The organism is Halomonas sp. 72, from assembly GCF_052379785.1.
In the GTDB taxonomy this organism is placed as follows: domain Bacteria; phylum Pseudomonadota; class Gammaproteobacteria; order Pseudomonadales; family Halomonadaceae; genus Vreelandella; species Vreelandella citrativorans.
Genome location: NZ_JBQSYY010000018.1, coordinates 64,103 through 84,223, shown reverse-complemented (window position 1 = coordinate 84,223; position 20,121 = coordinate 64,103). Strand labels below are relative to the sequence as shown.

Annotated in this window: 15 protein-coding genes; 5 read left to right on the top strand and 10 right to left on the bottom strand. The window is 54.7% G+C overall.

The genetic code is table 11. The features are described from left to right. Positions 1–93: 93 nt before the first annotated feature. Complete coding sequence (gene pssA, locus ACT3T6_RS14615) at positions 94–951, bottom strand: CDP-diacylglycerol--serine O-phosphatidyltransferase (RefSeq protein WP_193054705.1); 858 nt, start codon at positions 949–951, stop codon at positions 94–96. A gap of 504 nt (positions 952–1,455) precedes the next feature. Here pssA and ilvY point away from each other — a divergent pair. Then, positions 1,456–2,343, top strand: a complete 888-nt coding sequence (gene ilvY / locus ACT3T6_RS14610) for an HTH-type transcriptional activator IlvY (RefSeq protein ID WP_193054706.1) — start codon at positions 1,456–1,458, stop codon at positions 2,341–2,343. A gap of 84 nt (positions 2,344–2,427) precedes the next feature. Here ilvY and ilvN read toward each other — a convergent pair whose 3' ends face one another. The 5 genes from ilvN to rluD all read right to left on the bottom strand — a co-directional run bounded on the left by ilvN (position 2,428) and on the right by rluD (position 9,569). Continuing rightward, positions 2,428–2,919, bottom strand: a complete 492-nt coding sequence (ilvN, locus tag ACT3T6_RS14605; protein WP_172118949.1) for an acetolactate synthase small subunit — start codon at positions 2,917–2,919, stop codon at positions 2,428–2,430. After that, positions 2,919–4,643, bottom strand: a complete 1,725-nt coding sequence (locus ACT3T6_RS14600) for an acetolactate synthase 3 large subunit (RefSeq protein WP_172118948.1) — start codon at positions 4,641–4,643, stop codon at positions 2,919–2,921. Before ACT3T6_RS14600 ends, ilvN begins: the two co-directional genes overlap by 1 nt. Positions 4,644–5,115: 472 nt before the next feature. After that, positions 5,116–7,713, bottom strand: coding sequence for an ATP-dependent chaperone ClpB (gene clpB, locus ACT3T6_RS14595; RefSeq protein ID WP_193054707.1), 2,598 nt, complete (start codon positions 7,711–7,713; stop codon positions 5,116–5,118). A 141-nt stretch (positions 7,714–7,854) separates the two neighbouring features. Next, positions 7,855–8,613 carry a peptidoglycan editing factor PgeF gene (gene pgeF / locus ACT3T6_RS14590; RefSeq protein WP_193054708.1) on the bottom strand — a complete coding sequence of 253 codons (759 nt, stop codon included), beginning with the start codon at positions 8,611–8,613 and terminating at the stop codon, positions 7,855–7,857. Next, on the bottom strand, positions 8,610–9,569 hold the full coding sequence (rluD, locus tag ACT3T6_RS14585) for a 23S rRNA pseudouridine(1911/1915/1917) synthase RluD (RefSeq protein WP_193054709.1): 960 nt from the start codon (positions 9,567–9,569) through the stop codon (positions 8,610–8,612). Before rluD ends, pgeF begins: the two co-directional genes overlap by 4 nt. Before the next feature lie 158 nt (positions 9,570–9,727). On the opposite strand from rluD, the gene ACT3T6_RS14580 reads away from it, so the two are divergent. Continuing rightward, positions 9,728–10,528 (top strand): outer membrane protein assembly factor BamD, encoded by an 801-nt coding sequence (locus ACT3T6_RS14580; RefSeq protein ID WP_193054710.1) that lies wholly within the window; start codon positions 9,728–9,730, stop codon positions 10,526–10,528. 92 nt (positions 10,529–10,620) lie between these two features. Here ACT3T6_RS14580 and ACT3T6_RS14575 read toward each other — a convergent pair whose 3' ends face one another. Next, a complete protein-coding gene (locus tag ACT3T6_RS14575) occupies positions 10,621–12,255 on the bottom strand; it encodes an NAD+ synthase (RefSeq protein WP_193054711.1) in 1,635 nt (544 codons plus the stop codon). A 133-nt stretch (positions 12,256–12,388) separates the two neighbouring features. Between ACT3T6_RS14575 and ACT3T6_RS14570 the strand changes: the two genes are divergently transcribed. Beyond that, positions 12,389–12,661 carry a PP0621 family protein gene (locus ACT3T6_RS14570; protein WP_193054712.1) on the top strand — a complete coding sequence of 91 codons (273 nt, stop codon included), beginning with the start codon at positions 12,389–12,391 and terminating at the stop codon, positions 12,659–12,661. Here the strand turns inward: ACT3T6_RS14570 and thiO are convergent. After that, positions 12,658–13,758, bottom strand: coding sequence for a glycine oxidase ThiO (gene thiO / locus ACT3T6_RS14565; protein ID WP_193054713.1), 1,101 nt, complete (start codon positions 13,756–13,758; stop codon positions 12,658–12,660). The genes ACT3T6_RS14570 and thiO overlap by 4 nt on opposite strands. A 101-nt stretch (positions 13,759–13,859) precedes the next feature. On the opposite strand from thiO, the gene ACT3T6_RS14560 reads away from it, so the two are divergent. Further along, a complete protein-coding gene (locus ACT3T6_RS14560; RefSeq protein WP_193054714.1) occupies positions 13,860–14,387 on the top strand; it encodes a GspH/FimT family pseudopilin in 528 nt (175 codons plus the stop codon). Positions 14,388–14,420: 33 nt separating this feature from the next. On the opposite strand, the gene trxB is transcribed toward ACT3T6_RS14560, so the two are convergent. Continuing rightward, entirely contained in the window at positions 14,421–15,371 is a 951-nt protein-coding gene (gene trxB, locus ACT3T6_RS14555) for a thioredoxin-disulfide reductase (RefSeq protein ID WP_087107294.1), read from the bottom strand. Between the two features lie 225 nt (positions 15,372–15,596). On the opposite strand from trxB, the gene acnA reads away from it, so the two are divergent. Then, positions 15,597–18,344: an aconitate hydratase AcnA gene (gene acnA, locus ACT3T6_RS14550; RefSeq protein ID WP_193054715.1), complete on the top strand. Its 2,748-nt coding sequence runs from the start codon at positions 15,597–15,599 to the stop codon at positions 18,342–18,344. 60 nt (positions 18,345–18,404) lie between these two features. On the opposite strand, the gene ACT3T6_RS14545 is transcribed toward acnA, so the two are convergent. Beyond that, complete coding sequence (locus ACT3T6_RS14545; RefSeq protein WP_193054716.1) at positions 18,405–20,081, bottom strand: NAD-dependent malic enzyme; 1,677 nt, start codon at positions 20,079–20,081, stop codon at positions 18,405–18,407. Positions 20,082–20,121: the final 40 nt, after the last annotated feature.

Genomic DNA, 20,121 nt, shown 5'->3' with positions numbered 1-20,121 from the left:
TGGCGTCCCCGGCAGCGGATGCGTACTTTACGGATTCGCTGCCGGTTTGGCAAGGCCTTTTTGAAGATAGTTTCAAAAAGTTCAGTTAAAAGCTCAGCTTTTAGGTTTTGCCTTGCGCATAAGCGCATACGCCGGGCCTGAGAGCACATAGGCACCAAACAGCAAGAGCAGCATTACGGACGGTTCGACCGAAATCATGACAAACCCCAACACAACGGCCAGCAACACTACAAAGGGTACGGGCTTTCTAAAGTCGAGATCTTTAAAGCTGTAATAGCGGATATTGCTGACCATCAGAATGCCGGCGGCCGCCACAACGACCAACATCAGCAGCTTGAAGCCAAACGCATCCGCATCAAAGCTGTGGAAGGTCCAAACACACGCAGCCACTAGTGCTGCCGCTGATGGACTAGGAAGGCCAATAAACCACTTCTTATCAACACTTCCGTTTTGTACATTAAAGCGTGCCAAGCGAAGTGCCGCGCAGGCGACATAGAGAAACGCGACCACCCAGCCGGTCTTCCCGATATCCTGTAAAATCCAGGTGAACGCGACAAGCGCAGGCGCCATACCAAAGGAAATCATATCGGCCAGGCTATCGTACTCAGCCCCAAATTCGCTTTGCGTATTGGTCATACGCGCAACGCGGCCATCCAGCCCATCCAGCACCATAGCAATGAAAATAGCGACTGCAGCCGACGTAAAATCACCGTTAATACCGGCGACAACGGCAAAGAAGCCTGAAAACAGAGCGGACGTAGTAAACAGGTTGGGCAGTAAATAGATTCCCTTGCGGCGAACTTTCTTGCCATCCTCTACCGCATCTTCGACGATCTCTGTGTCACGTAGAAAGGCGGCAGCTAAATCCTCATTGTCGACCTTTTGAGCCTGGTCGTGGTTTTCGGGCTGGGGTGTACTGGCCTGCTCTTGATCGCGAGCGTCCTGAATCATAGGTGTCATCCGTTTAATAAAAAGCCACAAATAGTGAACACTTTCATTCTACACGGTGAGCTTTGGTCAGCCAGTCAATTACCGCACGTAGACAAAAATGCATCACGGCTAGCCCTATAAAACAAACGGGATGCGCCAAAGCGCACCCCGTCACCAAGTTAATAAGCACCTACTGCTTGAAAACACTAGCCCTGGATTTGCCGACCAACTGACCGTGATCCAGAGCATCATGCAATTTAGGGCTTATCTGGCAATTTCATCTGCAGTGACTTTTGGTCTTAAACCAGGAAAAGGTCACCATTTTTATCGTGACAACCGTAAGCGAGGTTTCAGAAACCCATTATTAGTCATTACGTTGTTATAGTAGCGTGTCAGCGCTGATGGCCACCGCGCCGTCTAGTGCAGCGCTGGTAAAGCGTCAAGCAACTTTACGACACACGCATCTTTGCGTAAAACGCTGTATTTGCAACAAACTATTTCACATATTGAAATGACGGTACTGGCATGGATTTTCGCTTACTGAAGCACTTTGTCACGCTTTCTGACACGCTCCATTTTGGCCGCGCCAGCGAGTTGAGCCACATAAGCCCCTCGACGCTTAGCCGCTCTATTCAGCAGTTGGAGGAAGAGTTGGCCACTCGGCTGTTCGAGCGTGACAACCGCCATGTCGCACTGACTCCCCAAGGGCTCAGTTTTCAGCACTACGCACGCGAAACGTTAGAACAGTGGGAAATGACCAAGCGTCGCCTGGCCAATGAAGCGACCATGCTGAGCGGTGAGATCAGCATCTACTGCTCAGTAACTGCCAGTTACAGCTTTCTGTATGAGCTATTAAGCGATGTACGAACACGTCATCCCGGTATTGAGTTAAAGCTGCATACCGGTGATCCGGCGAATGCAATGAAAAGAGTAATGGAGGGTGACGATGATATGGCGATTACGCCGCGCCCCCGCATTCCCCCTAATGCGCTGGCGTTTAAGTCATTAACACGTTCACCGCTGGTGTTTATTGCGCCTAATAAACCGTGCGATTGGCTACCCAGCTTCCCTGAAAGCTCCACGGCAGCGCAGTGGCAGCAAGTGCCCATGATACTTTCTGAAGCAGGCTTATCGCGGGAGTACGCCAACACCTGGTTTAAAGCAATGGGTATCACGCCTCGAATCTACGCCCAGGTGGCCGGGCACGAAGCGATTGTTAGTATGGTGGGGCTGGGCTTTGGCGTAGGCGTGGTTCCCAAAATCGTGTTGGATAACAGCCCGCTTGCCAACCGCGTCCGCATGTTAAACGTAAAACCTGAGCTGCCCCACTATGACGTGGGCCTTTGCGTTCTAAATCGGCGTTTAAAAAATCCGCTTATTGAGGCGCTTTGGTCTGCGATTAGCGAACGCTAATCGATTATAAAAAGCACCGCCTCGGCGAGACGGTGCTTTTGAGTCGAGCAATACGGCTTGGCTAAACGTGCAGTGATCAGGTAATTAAATCGATAGCACCTTGTCACCACGCGCAATACCAGAAACGCCGGTACGCGCCACTTCAAGAATTCCTACTGGTGCCATGGCCTGCAGAAAAGCGTCCAACTTGGCGGCATCACCGGTAATCTGCACGGTATATAGATTAGGTGTGACATCGACGATCTGCGCCCGAAAAATATCCACGGTACGCTTCACTTCATCGCGGGCAGCCCCCAATGCCTTTACCTTCACCATCATCAGTTCACGCTCGATGTGGTTGCCTTCAGTCAAGTCAACCAGCTTCACCACATCAATCAGCTTGTTGAGGTGCTTGGTGATTTGCTCAATGACACGATCATCGCCAACCGTGGTCACCGTCAACCGCGAAAGCGACGCATCTTCCGTAGGCGCTACGTTAAGCGTTTCAATGTTGAAGTTACGCTGGGAAAACAGGCCGACCACACGTGACAGCGCACCCGGTTCGTTTTCCAACAGAATCGAGATGATATGTCGCATCAGGTACGCTCCGTTTTAGACAGCAGCATGTCGCGCATGGAGCCTAACGGCACCTGCATCGGGTAGACGTGCTCGAAAGGATCCACCTTCACGTCAAGGAACACCAGTTCGTGCTTGTCGGCAAATGCACGCTCAAGCGCCGGTTCAAGCTCATCCTGAGTAGTGACGGTAATCGCGGTAAATCCATAAGCCTCAATCAACAGATGGAAATCAGGCAGTGATTCCATATAAGAGTGCGCATGACGTGACTTGTAGTTCAGGTCCTGCCACTGACGCACCATGCCTAGCGAGGCATTGTTCAGATTGAGAATTTTGACCCCTACGCCGTACTGCTTACAGGTGGAGAGTTCCTGCATCATCATCTGGAAGCTGCCTTCCCCGGTAACACACACGACGTCGTCGTCCGGGTAGTTCTGCTTGATCCCCATGGCGGCCGGGAAGCCAAAGCCCATGGTGCCAAGACCGCCTGAGGTAATCAGCCGGTTGGGCTTATCAAACTTGTAGTACTGAGCCGCAAACATCTGGTGCTGACCTACGTCGGTCGTAACAAATGCTTCACCGCGCGTTATCCGGCACAGCGCTTCAACAACTTCCTGCGACTTTAACGCTTCACCTGGCTTGGACGGTTCGTAAAGCTTGCCTTTACGCTCGGCACGCCAGCCATCGATCTTTTCCCACCACTCAGCAAGTGCTTCAGGATGCGCAATGGGATGGCCCTGAACCAGGCTAATCATCTCATTAATAACGCTAGCGGCAGGCCCTACGATAGGCACATCAGCACGCACGGTTTTAGAGATAGAGCTAGGATCAACATCAACGTGAATAATTTTCGCCGTGGGGCAGAACTTCGACGTGTTGTTGGTAACCCGGTCATCAAAGCGTGCGCCAATAGCGATAATCAAATCAGCGTGGTGCATGGCCATGTTGGACTCATAAGAGCCGTGCATGCCCAGCCAGCCAAGGCTTTGACGATCGCTTTGCGGGTATGCGCCAATGCCCATCAGCGTGGTGGTAATGGGGAAACCCAGCTTTTTGACCAGATCGGTTAAGCCTTCACTGGCTTTACCGGTCACCACACCACCACCGGTATAAAACACCGGGCGCTTGGCTTTAAGCATTAGCTCGATGGCTTTTTTAATCTGCCCTGTATGGCCACGTGTCACCGGGTTATACGAGCGCAGCTTGACCTTTTTCGGGTAGATGTACTCGTAGCGCTCGGTCGGCGCGGTCATATCCTTGGGAATATCGACCACCACAGGGCCGGGGCGCCCGGTAGAAGCCAGATAAAAGGCTTTTTTAAGCACTTCCGGAATTTCAGACGGATGACGAATCGAAAAGCTGTGCTTCACGATAGGCCGGGTGACACCCACGATATCGGTTTCCTGGAAGGCGTCTTCGCCAATCAGATGGCTGGCCACTTGGCCGCACAGCACCACCATCGGAATGGAATCCATATAGGCGGTCGCAATACCGGTGACGGCATTGGTTGCACCAGGCCCTGATGTGACCAGCACCACACCTGGCTTACCCGAGGCGCGAGCGTAACCGTCGGCGGCATGCGTGGCCGCTTGTTCGTGACGCACAAGAATGTGCTTCACATCGTCCTGGCGGAACAGCGCATCATAAATATGCAGCGCCGCGCCGCCGGGATAACCATAAATGTACTCAACGCCCTCATCTTTCAAGAAGCGGGCGATCATATCTGCGCCGGAAAGCAGTTCCACTGTATTTCTCCCCTGGAGGTCTCGAGTGCGATCCGCAGGACATCCTGCGGTGTCGAGTGCGGCGGTATGCCGCTGCCGGCCCATGCCGGCACCTGATGCCAAACCCTGGCATACGGCCCGGTTAGGGCCTGCACTCTCTGAGAGGCACTGATCCATGACAACATATATCAGTGGCTCTCTTTCACGGCTGATTGCCGTGTCGGGGCGTTGGCCAGGCTAAGCGGTTAGCTCAAACCCGGAAGTCCTTCGGCGGGTAAAGGCTTACGCCTACCCTTCGCGCGGTGAAAAGGGGTTACCCGTAGGTCCGCGCCCGCAAATCAGGAACAGATAAGATTCCATTAGCCTCTTGGCATGTCAACCATCAATGCCCGATGAATGTGCAAAGAAGCGATTTGAGACAAAAAAAGCCCCGCCGGCAAGGCCGAGCGGGGCATATGGTTATAACCAGGAACGTCTGATTATCAGTGAGCGGTTAGCTATTAAACGCAAGCTTACCGTCCGAGGCACTCACCCGAATAACATCGCCGGGTGAAAACTTGCCTGCCAGCAAGTCTTGCGCCAGCGGATTCTCGATCCGGCTCTGAATAGCGCGCTTGAGTGGCCGCGCGCCATAGACAGGGTCAAACCCAACAACCGCCAGCTGCGCCATAGCGTCATCGCTCACCTCAAGGCCTAAATCGTGCTCAGCCAAGCGGGCTCTCAAGCGCTCCAGTTGAATGCCTGCAATTGCCTGAATTTGCTCCTGACCCAAGGCATGGAAGACGACCACTTCATCAATCCGGTTGATCAACTCAGGGCGGAAGTGATTGCCCACCACCTCCATGACCTTGTTTTTCATGTCCTCATAGGCGCTTTCTTTGTCAGCGCTGACGTCACCGCCCATGCGCTGAATAATGTCTGAGCCCATGTTAGAGGTCATCACGATCACGGTATTGCGAAAGTCCACCGTGCGGCCTTGGCCATCCGTTAACCGGCCATCTTCCAATACCTGCAGCAGAATATTGAAAACATCCGGGTGGGCCTTTTCCACCTCATCCAGCAACAGCACGGAGTAAGGTTTACGGCGCACCGCCTCGGTTAAATAGCCGCCCTCTTCGTAACCTACATAGCCGGGAGGCGCACCAATCAACCGCGCCACAGAGTGCTTCTCCATGAATTCCGACATATCGATACGCACCATGGCCTCTTCTGTGTCGAACAGGAAGTTGGCCAATGACTTGCAAAGCTCGGTTTTACCCACCCCGGTAGGCCCAAGGAACAGGAACGAACCGTTCGGCCGGTTAGGGTCGGACAACCCCGCACGTGAGCGCCGCACGGCGTTGGCAACAGCTTCAACTGCCTCATCCTGGCCAATGACCCGCTCATGCAGAGCATCTTCCATCCGCAGCAATTTATCGCGCTCGCCTTCCAGCATTTTGGACACCGGAATGCCAGTCCAGCGCGATACCACCTCTGCTATTTCCTCTTCCGTCACGTTGGAGCGCAGCAGTTGGTGCTTGGTAATATCGGCTTCACTTTCACCGCTTTCGGCAATTTTCTTTTCCAGCTCAGGGATTTGCCCGTACTGAATTTCCGACATGCGTCCTAAATCGCCCTGCCGTCGTGCCTGTTCCAGGTCAAGGCGCGCCTGCTCCAATTCTGCCTTGAACTGAGCCGAGCCTTGGATACTGGCTTTTTCTGCCTTCCAGACTTCATCCAGGTCGGCATACTCGCGCTCAAACTCATGAATCTGGTTGTTAAGCGCTTCAAGGCGTTTTTTAGTCGCCTCGTCGGTCTCTTTTTTGAGCGCTTCCCGCTCCATCTTGAGCTGGATTAAACGCCGGTCCAGGCGGTCCATTGCTTCGGGCTTGGAATCAAGCTCCATACGAATCCGCGAAGCCGCTTCATCAATCAGATCTATCGCTTTATCGGGCAACTGCCGATCAGTGATATAGCGAGTGGACAGCTTCGCCGCGGCAATAATTGCCGAGTCGGTAATATCCACGCCGTGGTGCACTTCATAACGCTCTTTTAAGCCGCGCAGAATGGCCACGGTATCTTCTTCCGTCGGCTCATCGACCAACACTTTCTGGAACCGACGCTCAAGTGCCGCGTCCTTTTCAATATATTTGCGATACTCATCCAGCGTGGTCGCGCCCACGCAGTGCAGCTCACCCCGTGCAAGCGCAGGTTTGAGCATATTGCCCGCGTCCATCGCGCCTTCCGCCTTACCGGCGCCGACCATGGTGTGCAACTCATCGATAAACAGAATGACCCGCCCCTCTTCCTGGGCAAGCTCTTTGAGAACCGACTTTAAGCGCTCTTCAAACTCACCACGGAATTTGGCACCTGCTAGCAGCGAGCCCATATCCAGCGACAGTACGCGTTTGTCTTTTAAGCCTTCCGGCACTTCACCATTAACGATACGCTGCGCCAACCCTTCAACAATCGCCGTTTTACCGACGCCAGGCTCGCCAATCAAAACAGGGTTATTTTTGGTACGGCGCTGCAATACCTGAATGGTGCGACGGATTTCATCATCACGGCCAATTACCGGGTCAAGCTTGCCATCCAGCGCGCGCTGAGTAAGGTCAAGGGTGTACTTGTTGAGCGATTCCCGCTGATCTTCAGCGTTAGGATCATCAACGCTTGCCCCTCCGCGCAGGCTATTAATCGCCGCCTCAAGGGACTTCCGGTTAACGCCCGCCTCTTTCATTAGCTTGGCAAGCGGGCCATTCATTTCCAGCGCCGCCAGCAGCACGAGTTCGCTGGCAATGAACTGGTCGCCACGCGCTTGTGCTTCACGGTCGGTCAGGTTGAATAATTTAACGAAATCCCGTGATGGCTGCACTTCGCCATCGAACTGGCTTACTTTAGGTAAGTTATCAAGCTGCTGCACTAACCCATCACGCAGACGCGAGCTTGAGCCTCCGGATTTTTCGATCAGGGCTTTAATACCCGTATCCTTGGTATCCAGTAGCGCAAGAAGAAGATGAGAAGGGTCTAACTGGTTATGGCCGCGGCCAACGGCCAAGGATTGCGCTTCAGCAATAGCGGCCTGAAGCTTGGCAGTAAACTTATCAAAACGCATAGTGAGCCTCTTGGATTAGCCCTGCGCCCGAACGCACGGCGTTTCGGAAAAACCTGCTGTTCACTTTCCTAACAAATATTAGCTTTGCAAGTTAAATGGTGCTAGTTCCGCCGTTTTCAAGAGGAGTTAATGCCAACCTGGTTATTTTTTGATCCAGATCACACTGGCCATGCGCCCCGTCGTACCGCCATCACGCCGATAAGAGTAAAAACGTGATTCGCAGGCAGTACAGAAGTGCCCACCGCTAATATGTTCAACACCAAGCGCTTCCAAGCGAAACCGCGCCAGCCGGTACAAATCAGCCATATAGTGCCCCATTCGATAGGGACTATGGTCAAACGCTTCCGCAGTTTCTGGGTGTACGGCAACAAAGGCGCCATACACTTCCGGCCCAACTTCAAACTGAGCATTGGAAATAGCCGGGCCTAGCCATACGAGAATATCCTCGGGCTCGCTATTCATGGCGGCCACCGTCGCCTCTAAAACGCCTCCGGCCAGCCCCCGCCAGCCGGCGTGAGCAACGGCCACCCGCGTTCCGGCTTGATTACAAAACATCACCGGCAGGCAATCTGCGGTCAGCACGACACAGGCGTATTCATTGGAGGTGGCGACGGCAGCATCTGCCTCAGGCACGTCGGCCTGGTAACCCTGCTGAACGCGCGCGCCATGCGTTTGATTTAACCATAGCAGCGGGCGCTCATCGCCGATCTCTTTTTGCATCAAGCGGCGGCAAAGCGCCACATGCTCAGGGTTATCACCGACGTGAGAGGCGGGATTGAACGCGGCAAATTCTTCTTGGCTAGGGCCCGTTTCCCGGGTGCTCACAAAGGCCTGCACATTGTCAGGCGCAGGCCAATCCGGTATTAGTAGCGTTGGCCGTAAATCAATGGCATCACTCATTGCATGGTCTCACTGTCTTCGCGCAGGTAGTCCAACAACATTAGTAGATCATCGGGCAGATCGGCGTAAAAAGTCAGCGTTTCACCACTCATCGGGTGCACAAAGCTTAGCTCGCGGGCATGCAGCGCCTGGCGCGGGAACTCACGCAGGATCTCCTTAAGCGGTCCGGCAGCACCAGGTGGCAGCTTGGCACGCCCGCTATAGAGCGGGTCGCCAATCAATGGGTAACGGGCATGGGACATATGCACGCGAATCTGATGCGTGCGCCCGGTTTCCAGCTTACAGCGAACATGCGTATGCGCGCGAAAACGCTCCACAACGCGAAAGTGGGTCACGGCAGGTTTACCAGCGTTGGTGACAGCCTGGCGTTTACGGTCTTTAGGATGACGGCCAATAGGCGCATCAATGGTGCTGCCTGTCACGGGCTTACCGATCACCACCGCATCATACTGGCGTGATACGCTGCGTGCCTGCAGTTGCTCAACCAGGGCCGTTTGCGCTTGAATGGTTTTAGCCACCATCATTAAGCCAGTGGTATCTTTATCCAAGCGGTGAACAATCCCCGCGCGAGGCACTTCAGCAAGTGCCGGGCGATGATAAAGCAGCGCGTTGAGCAAAGTGCCATCACGATTGCCCGCCGCAGGATGCACCACCATATTGGTAGGTTTGTTGATCACCATTACGGCATCATCTTCATAGACAATACTCAGCGGTATGTCCTGCGCTTCAAAACGCAGATCTTCTTCAATGGTGGCCTTTAACACTAGCATTTCATCACCGTGCAGCTTCGCTTTCGGCTTGGCCTGGGCGCCATCGATGGTTAGCTCACCCGCGTTGATCCATGCTTTCAGGCGCTCGCGTGAGTAATCGCTGAATAACTCCGCCGCTGCTTGATCCAACCGTGCACCTGCAAGTGTTGCGGGCACGCGCTGCATGGCTTCAACTATCCGGGGCATGACGTTATTTCCTTTGACAACACTCGACAAAACGCCACTAAGCCTGCGTTTTGCGTCGAGGTGATTTATAGTGGGGTTACTGCGACCTATTCTACCATTTCTACTTATGGCCATCGTCGCTTTTCGGTGATTGAGGCTTGTTTGCAACGAGGATGATGATGCGCGTTTTTTCTGCTGCCAACCGCTTTGGTGCCCTTGCTTTAAGTCTTGCCTTATTGGCAGGCTGCGCCAGTAATGACACGACTCCGGAAGAAGAAGATGAGTTTTCCGGAGTGCAAGAGCGTGAGCTCTACGAACTTGCTCGCACCGCGCTGGATAGCAACCGCTACCCCATTGCGATTGAGCGGCTGGAAGCGTTGGATACACGCTATCCTTTCGGCCCCCATGCTGAACAGGCGCAATTAGAGCTGGTGTACGCCTACTATGAAAACGGTGACTGGGAAGAAGCACGCGCCGCCGCCAGTCGGTTTATTCGCCTGCACCCCGACCACCCGCAGGTTGATTATGCCTACTACCTGCGCGGACTTTCTGCTTGGCAGGCGGGTCGTTTCAGCCTTGAGCGCCTTCGCTTAATTGATATTTCCAAGCGCGACATAGGCGCCTCGCGTGATGCGTATAACGACTTCCGTGAACTGATCCAGCGCTACCCGCAAAGTGAATACGCCCCGGATGCGCAGCAGCGCATTATTTATTTGCGCGACTTGCTGGCCCAGCATGAACTGCATGTTGCCGACTATTACCTGCGCCGTGGGGCTTACCTGGCCGCTGTCGAGCGTGGGCGTTGGGTGATCGAAAACTACCCCGAATCCAGTGCCACCCGCGACGCACTGGCCGTTATGATCGAGGGTTATCAGGGTTTGGGCATGAACGATCGCGCTCAAGAAGTCATCATCGTACTGCGTGAAAATGCTCCCGACCACGAGCAACTTCAAGGCGACCGCTTTGTACCCAAGCACTAAAATGAACGCAATGGGCTGATGACAGTACGGTTTACCCTTCCAAAAAACCACGCCTCGGCGTGGTTTTTTAGTTGGCGTTACGCTAATACCTGTTAATCGCCCGGCTGCCAACCGTTAACAATCGGGTAACGGCGATCACGTCCAAAGCCGCGCGATGTGACGCGCACGCCCACCGGGGCCTGGCGACGTTTATACTCACAACGGTCTACCAGCTTGACCACTTGATAGACATCTTCATGATCATAACCCGCTGCAATGATCGCTTCAGCACTCATGTCACCTTCGATATAGCACATGAGGATAGCGTCCAACACATCGTAATCCGGTAGTGAATCGCTATCCTGCTGGTCAGGCGCAAGCTCTGCGCTGGGCGGACGCTCAATGACGCGCTCAGGAATAGCAGGAGACTGCGTATTACGCCAGCGGGCCAGGCGGTATACCCAGGTTTTATAGACATCCTTGATGGCGTTATAGCCGCCCACCATGTCGCCATACAGCGTGGCATAGCCCACCGCCATTTCACTTTTGTTGCCGGTGGTCAGTACCATCAGGCCTTTCTTATTGGAAAGTGCCATCAGCAGTACGCCCCGACAGCGCGACTGAAGGTTCTCTTCGGTGGTATCACGTTCAGTGCCCGTAAAGCTTTCCGAAAGCGTCGCCATAAAGGCATCGACCATGGACTCGATAGGCAAAACGTCGTAATGCACGCCAAGCATTTCTGCCTGAAGGGCAGCATCCTGCCGGGAGATATCCGCAGTGTAGTGGTACGGCATCATCACTGCCTGAACGCGCTGCGGGCCCAGTGCGTCTACCGCAATCGCCAAGGACAGCGCCGAGTCGATTCCACCGGAAAGACCCAGCACCACGCCTTCAAAGCCACTTTTATTGACGTAATCACGCAGCCCCGTTACCAGCGCGCAGTACAGGCTCTCTTCTGGCTCGGCATCCGGCTCAATTTCACCTGACTGCGGCTCCCAGGTAGAGGCGCTGGTTTGCAGCAGTTGCACCGGCATTAAGCCTGCCTGCCAATACGGAGCAAGCACTTTTAGCTGGCCCTGTGCATCCACACAACTGGAACCGCCGTCGAACACCAACTCATCCTGGCCACCAATGGTATTCACATACACAATCGGGCGGCTTACATCTTGCGCGCGCAGCTCCAGCAAGCGGAGCCGCTCGTCTGGTTTATCCTGATGATAAGGGGAGGCGTTCAGGCTAATCAGCACTTCCGCCCCGGCGGCGGTGGCAGCCCGTGCAGGCGCGCCTTCCCACAGGTCCTCACAAATTAAAAGCCCGAGCTTGGCCCCCTTATGCTCATACACCAACGGCTCTGTGCCTGGGGTAAAGTAGCGCTGCTCATCGAAAACCTGGTAATTGGGTAGCGCTTGCTTGGCGTATTCGGCCTCCCACTGGCCGTTATACAGCACGCCCGCCATGTTATAGCACTTGCCTTCACGGGTCCCCGGATAACCAATAATCACCAGCACATCGCGGGCGACCTTTTCTGCCATTTTGGCCCGCGCTTCGCGCAACCGTGCTTCCATAGAGGGGCGCAGCAATAAATCTTCCGGTGGGTAACCGGACAAAAACAGCTCAGGGAAGATAACAATATCTGCCCCATGCTCAATGCGCGCTTCGCGCACGGCTTCAATAGCGCGCGCCGCATTACCGGGAATATCCCCGACAAGCGGATCGAGTTGGGCCATTACCAGCGTTAAATCTTGCATGGGCGTTAAAATCTCTTGAGAATCCTTGGAACATTATTACCTGCGTCAATGCATTGTCCCGCAAGGACTGCCTGCTGGCAAAGCCCGCATGCGCATTGATCGTTTTCGGCTCCGTTCAGGAGGACTGGCAAGGATGAACCTTTTGATTATTCGCTTGATAATTTTCGCTGTGCTGTTTTACGCAGGCCTAAAGCTTTACGGCATGTATCGGCAGCACAAACTCGACCGCGACGCAAAGCGCAATGCCTTGAACCGTCACGAAGGCGGCCAAATGGTGCGCTGCCGCTGGTGTGAGGTCCATGTACCGGAAAGCGAGGCACTGCGCGACCACGAACAGTGGTTCTGCTGCAGCGCCCATCGCGACCGTTATCTTCAAGAACAACAGGATAAAAACGACGGCGCTTAACCCTTTAACCGTGCTTGCGTCGGCAAGTAGGGCGTAGGATCAATCAACGGCATCCGATCAAGCAGCTGGTCCACCAGCAAGTGGGTGGAAGCAGGCGCCAGCACGAGCCCATTGCGGTAATGCCCGGCGTTTACGTAGACGTTGGGCAGCTCTGGAAGTGCGCCAATAAACGGGATGCCATCGGGTGAGCCGGGGCGCAGGCCTGCCCAGTGATAAGCAACCGGGCAGTCCGCCAACGCGGGAACAATACGCTCAGCGCTCTGCTTTAATGAGGCCAGCGCCTCCTCATCGGTAGCTTTATCAAACCCGGTGTCTTCCAGGGTGGAGCCGACAAGCAGCAGACCGTCGCTGCGCGGAATTACATAGCGACCATCTTTCAAGACGACCCGCTGCACAAGCCCGGCAGGCGCCTGGTAGGCGATCATCTGGCCTTTCACTGGGCGTACGGGTAACGCCACGTCAAGCGTAGCCAAAAGCCCTGCACTCCAGGCACCACCGCACACGACCAACCGCCCCGCCTCCACCACGCCTTGCGAGGTGTTAACACCCACCACCTGGCCGCCACGGCGTATCACGCCATGCACCTCGCACTGCTCCCGTAGCGTTACATTGGGCATGGCGAGTAATTTAGCGCGCAGCGCCTGGCCAAGCCGTGGGTTTCGCACACTGCCAAGGGTTGGCATCCACAAGGCGTTTTCATGGGCAATGGCAACATCGGGTTCTTTTTGTTGCACGAAATCAGCGTTAACCTGCACCAGCGGTTTGCCTAGCTGACGCGCCCACTGCAGTGCTTTATCGTCATCATCGACATTTAAATAGAGCAACCCCTTTTGACGATACTCAGGGTCAATGCCGGTTTCTTCCAGCAAACGTAGCGCAAGCGTTGGGTAAACTCCTTCCGACCAGCGAGAAAGTTGCGAAATGGGCGGTGCGTAACGCCACGGATAGAGCGGTGATACAATGCCACCACCCGCCCAGGAGGCCTCTTTGCCACACATGCCGCGCTCAACAAGAGTGACGTGTTGACCGGCATCCGCTAACTGCAACGCGGTCAGCATGCCGATCACACCGCCGCCAATAATTAGAAAATCGCTCACAGGCATTGCCTACTCTGGCTTACTTGATGACCGGCCCAGGCCGGATACGGACAGTGAGCATAGCGAGGAGGCCGAGCAGGTCAAGTCACAGGGAAGACTGCATGACGCACAAGCACAGCGAATATCCAACCTACCTTCAAGGGTTTACGCTCATTGAGCTGCTGATTGTGCTGATTCTGGCAGGCATATTGGCGGCTTGGGGCATACCCGGCCTTCAATCACTGAGTGAGCGTACTGCGGTTACCAGCGAAGTGAACCGACTACAAACCGCACTCACGTTAGCCCGCAGTACCGCCATTACTCAGCACCGCGATATTACCTTGTGCCCCGCGACGGCTGACCGCAGCGCTTGTGCCCGTGATTGGGGGAATGAACTGATGGTGGTTAGCGCCGACAAGACCCGTGGCATCCATAAAGACGAGATAATCCGGGTGTTTCCATCCACCAACGGCGTTAACGTTAGCAAGAACGGTCATGCGCGGATCAAATATACCCCGCTCGGGCATGCCACGGGGTTTAACAGTACGTTCTCCATCTGCCCCAGCACACACAGCAGCACTGCGGGAGCGAGCCTGGTACTCAGTACGCTTGGCCGGGCTCGTATTGCAGAGCCGCCTGCCAGCTGTTAGCAGCAGGCGGCTTTCCCCTCTTGAACAACTTGATTAGGCGATACCGTCCAGATAACGCTCGGCATCCAGCGCGGCCATGCAGCCACTGCCCGCCGAAGTAATGGCCTGACGATAGATGTGATCCATCACATCGCCACACGCGAACACACCCGGCACGCTGGTGGCGGTAGCATTTCCTTCAAGCCCTGAATTCACCTTGATATAGCCGCCGTTCATGACCAGTTGGCCTTCAAACATCCCGGTGTTGGGGTGATGGCCGATGGCAATAAAGAGGCCTGGCGCCTGGATTTCTTTTACCGTGCCATCCCGTGTTGATTTCAACCGTACGCCGGTAACGCCAGTGTTGTCGCCCAGTACTTCATCAATTTCCTGGAACCACTCCAGCGCAATAGTGCCTGCTTCGACTTTTTCAAACAGCTTGTCTTGCAGGATCTTTTCCGCGCGAAGGGAGTCGCGGCGGTGTACCAGAGTAACTTTCGACGCAATATTAGAGAGATACAGCGCCTCTTCCACGGCCGTATTGCCGCCGCCCACCACAATGACTTCCTGGTTACGGTAGAAGAACCCGTCGCAGGTGGCACATGCTGAAACACCTTGGCCCATAAACTGCTGCTCAGACGGTAGCCCGATATAGCGAGCACTGGCGCCCGTGGCCACAATCAGCGCGTCACAGGTGTAAATACCGCTGTCGCCCTTGAGGGTGAACGGTTTTTCATCAAGGCTAACTTCATTGATATGATCGAACAGCACCTCGGTATTAAAGCGCTCGGCGTGCGCTTTCATCCGCTCCATCAGCTCAGGGCCTTGTACCCCTTGGGCATCGCCTGGCCAATTATCAACGTCTGTCGTGGTGGTTAACTGGCCACCCGCTTGCATTCCGGTGATCAGCAAAGGCTTTAAGTTAGCCCGTGCTGCATACACGGCCGCTGTATAACCTGCCGGGCCGGACCCAAGAATAATCAAACGTTCATGACGCGTTTCCATGACACCACCTTGTAAATGTCTAGCTGATAAAGTCGCAAAGAGTTTGCCTGAAATGGTGCCAAGTACAAGCTATTGCAAGGTTAAGTATTGACTATTAGGCGAAGACACCTTGAATCAACCTTTATAAACACCCATGTCCTACTACTATGTAAGCCATACTAAAAAGGAAGACTGTGACCGTTTCGCGGCGTGACATACCGTGCAACGCAATGAGAGGAGAAAGGCATGAGCAATACACCCGATACGCTTCAAACGTTGGAAGTAGGTAGCAAACAGTACCGCTACTACAGCCTTCCCAAGGCGGCCGATGCGCTTGGCAACATTGACCGACTCCCCAAGTCGCTCAAAATTTTACTCGAAAACCAACTGCGCTTTGCCGACGATGAAAGCGTTGAAAAAGACGATATGCAAGCCCTTGTCGATTGGCAGAAAGAGGGCAAATCCAGTCGTGAAATCGGTTATCGCCCGGCGCGCGTATTAATGCAGGATTTCACCGGCGTACCCGGTGTGGTCGATTTGGCCTCCATGCGCGCAGCGGTAGAAAAACTGGGTGAAGACCCGGCCCGCATCAATCCTCTTTCCCCGGTTGACCTGGTGATTGACCACTCGGTCATGGTCGACAAGTTTGGTAACGCGACAGCGTTTGAAGAGAACGTCGAAATTGAAATGCAGCGCAACCGTGAGCGTTATGAGTTTCTGCGCTGGGGCCAACAGGCCTTTAATAACTTCAGCGTGGTGCCGCCCGGCACCGGCATTTGCCATCAGGTAAACCTTGAGTACCTGGGCCGAAGCGTGTGGACCAAGGAAGAGGACGGCATCACATTTGCCTACCCGGATACCCTCGTGGGCACCGACTCCCACACCACCATGATCAACGGCCTGGGCGTGCTAGGCTGGGGCGTGGGTGGTATTGAGGCGGAAGCGGCCATGCTCGGCCAGCCAGTCTCCATGCTGATCCCAGAAGTTATCGGCTTCAAACTGACCGGCAAACTGCGAGAAGGCATTACCGCCACCGACCTGGTACTCACCGTGACGGAGATGCTGCGCAAAAAAGGGGTTGTGGGTAAGTTTGTCGAATTCTACGGCGATGGCCTAAAAGACCTGCCGCTTGCTGACCGCGCCACCATTGCCAATATGGCCCCGGAATACGGCGCTACCTGCGGCTTCTTCCCGGTCGATGACGAAACGCTAAACTATATGCGCTTAACCGGGCGCGAAGATGACCAGATTGCGCTAGTAGAAGCCTATAGCAAAATGCAGGGCTTATGGCGTGAGCCAGGCGATGAGCCAGTGTTCACCGATGCCCTGCACCTTGATATGACCGAAGTGGAAGCCAGTCTCGCTGGCCCTAAACGCCCGCAGGATCGCGTTGCCTTAAAAGACATGGCCGCCGCCTTTAATAAAGTCATGCAGGAGGATGCCAAGGCACAGCCCAACGCGGAAAAAGGCAAATTCGACTCAGAAGGCGGCCAGACAGCCGTGGGCATTGAGCGCAGCCTTGAGGGGGACTTCAAGCACGCCTCCAGCCAGAAAGTCACCATTGACGACCAGGATTTCAGCCTGGACCCGGGCGCGGTGGTCATTGCTGCCATCACCTCATGCACCAATACGTCCAACCCCAGCGTGATGATGGCTGCAGGCCTACTGGCGCGCAAAGCGCGTGAAAAAGGCCTAACCACTAAGCCTTGGGTTAAAACCTCGCTGGCGCCTGGCTCCAAGGTCGTCACCGACTACCTGGCCGCGGCCAACTTGAACGAGGATTTGAATGCGCTGGGCTTTAACCTGGTGGGTTATGGCTGCACGACATGCATCGGCAACTCAGGCCCACTGCCTGAAGCGATTGAGAAAGCGGTAAACCAGGGAGATTTAACCGTCGCATCGGTCCTTTCAGGCAACCGTAACTTTGAAGGCCGTGTTCATCCGCTGGTCAAAACCAACTGGCTTGCCTCTCCCCCCTTGGTCGTCGCTTATGCGCTGGCGGGCAATGTACAGCGTGATTTAACCCAGGAGCCACTCGGCCAGGACAGTGACGGCAACCCGGTTTATCTAAAGGATATTTGGCCCTCTCAAGCCGAAATTGCCGAGGCCGTCGAGAAAGTAAATACTGATATGTTCCGTAAAGAGTACGGTGAGGTATTTAAAGGCGATGAAACCTGGCAGGCAATTGATGTTCCTGAAAGTCAGGTCTACCAATGGCCCGAATCTACTTACATCCAGCACCCACCCTTCTTTGAAGGCATGGGACGCGAACCAGATGCGATCGAGGACGTCAGCAATGCCCGCGTTCTGGCCATGCTGGGCGACTCGGTGACCACTGACCATATTTCACCCGCAGGCGCGATCAAACCGGATAGCCCCGCAGGCCGTTACCTGCAAGAACATGGCGTTAAGCCGGTCGACTTTAACTCCTACGGCTCGCGCCGGGGGAATCATGAGGTCATGATGCGCGGCACCTTTGCCAACGTACGTATCAAAAACGAGATGCTGGACGGCGTGGTCGGCGGCGAAACGCGCTATGTTCCCAGTGGCGAGCAAATGGCGATTTACGATGCCGCCATGAAATACCAAGAGGCTGGCACACCGCTGGTCGTTATTGCTGGTAAAGAGTATGGCACCGGCTCTTCGCGTGACTGGGCAGCCAAAGGTACGCGCTTGCTAGGCGTTCGCGCGGTTCTCGCGGAATCCTTTGAGCGTATTCACCGCTCCAACCTGATCGGCATGGGCGTGGTGCCGCTGCAGTTCCCGGAAGGTGAAACCCGCGAAACGCTGGGATTAACCGGCGATGAAGAGATATCCATTGCGGGACTAAGTGATTTAAGCCCCGGCAAAACGGTGCAGGTAGTGATTAAAACCGGTGAAAAAGAGCATACCGTTGATGCCAAGTGTCGAATTGATACGGTCAATGAGCTGGCTTACTACCGTCATGGTGGTATCCTTCACTACGTGCTGCGCAAAATGATCGGCGCCGCATAAGTAATACCTACCAATGCTTGTATGCCCCCACCTCGGTGGGGGTTTTTTATGAGCGCTCGTTTAAACGGCGCGGCGGCGATAGGTACGATACTCAGGTGACCAGCTTGCTTTCTCGATGTCTTCGCGCAGTTTGGTGCCACTGGTCGTTAGCGCAACGCCGTTATGCTGAGCAGTGGCGGCTACTTCAAAGGCAATCGACTGGCTGATTTCACGAATACGCGAAAGCGGCGGTAACAGCGCACCTTTACCCTCTTTAACGATGGGTGCTTCACGCGCCAGCGCACGAGACGCGCTCATCAACATCTCATCGGTCACCCGATTTGCATTCGAAGCAATGACGCCCAACCCGATGCCCGGGAAGATATACGCGTTGTTGCACTGGGCAATGGGGTATGTGCGCCCGTTATACACCACAGGAGCAAACGGACTACCGGTGGCGACCAGTGCTTGGCCGTCGGTCCAGCGGATCACATCCTCAGGAACAGCTTCTGCCTGAGACGTTGGATTAGAGAGCGGCATAATCACCGGGTGCTCACAGCCTGCATGCATGGTTTTAACCACCTGCTCGGTGAATATCCCACGCTGACCGCAAACACCGACCAGAATAGTCGGTTTCATCTGGGCAATGGTTTCTTCCAACCCTTGGCCATTCCAATCCGCGACCAGCGCAGGATCGTGGGCCAAACGACGCTGAAAATCGCGCTGCCACTCTTGATCCGTCGTCATCAAGCCTTCGCGGTCGACAACAAAAATACGCGCACGCGCTTCATGTTCGGAGAGACCTTCGGCCTCCATGGCCACCACGACCTGCTCGGCGATACCACAACCGGCTGAACCACCGCCAACAAACACCACGCGTTGCTGGGCAATGCTTTCTTCACGCGCCTGACAGGCTGCCATGAGCGTTCCCACGACAACGGATGCCGTGCCCTGAACATCATCGTTAAAGCAGCACAACTCGTTGCGATAGCGCTCAAGCAGCGGTACGGCGTTGGCTTGGGCAAAATCTTCAAACTGCAGCAAAACATTCGGCCAGCGGCGCTTCAGCGCTGAGATGAACGCTGCCATAAAGGCGTTGTACTCTTCCTGGCCCACGCGTTTATGGCGCCAGCCCATGTACATGGGGTCATCCAGCAGCGCCTGATTATTAGTGCCCACATCAATCACGATGGGTAGCGTATGGGCCGGACTAATACCGCCACAGGCGGTATAAAGCGCCAGCTTACCAATGGGAATCCCCATACCACCGATCCCCTGGTCACCCAGCCCTAAAATACGTTCGCCGTCAGTGACTACGATAACTTTAACGTTATCCTTGGTGGCGCTGCGCAGAATATCATCCAGATGATCGCGGTCCTGGTAGCCGATAAACAAGCCCCGGTGATTGCGATAAATATTGGAAAATTCCTGACATGCCTGGCCAACGGTTGGCGTATAGATGATCGGCAGCATCTCTTCAAGATGCTCAGATACCAAGCGGAAGTAGAGCGTTTCGTTGTCGTCTTGAATGGCGCGCAAATAAATATGGCGCTCAAGATCGCTATTGCACTGCTGGTACTGCCGATAAGCGCGCTCTAGCTGATCATCAATGGTTTCAACATTTTGCGGCAGCAAACCAATCAAGTTAAACGCCAAACGCTCCTCTTGAGTAAACGCGCTGCCTTTGTTCAATAGCGGCATTTCAAGTAAGGAAGGACCGGCGTAAGGAATATATAAGGGGCGCTTACTCGTCGTCATAGGGGCTCTCTTCTTTTCCATTACCGCTGCATCGCAGCAA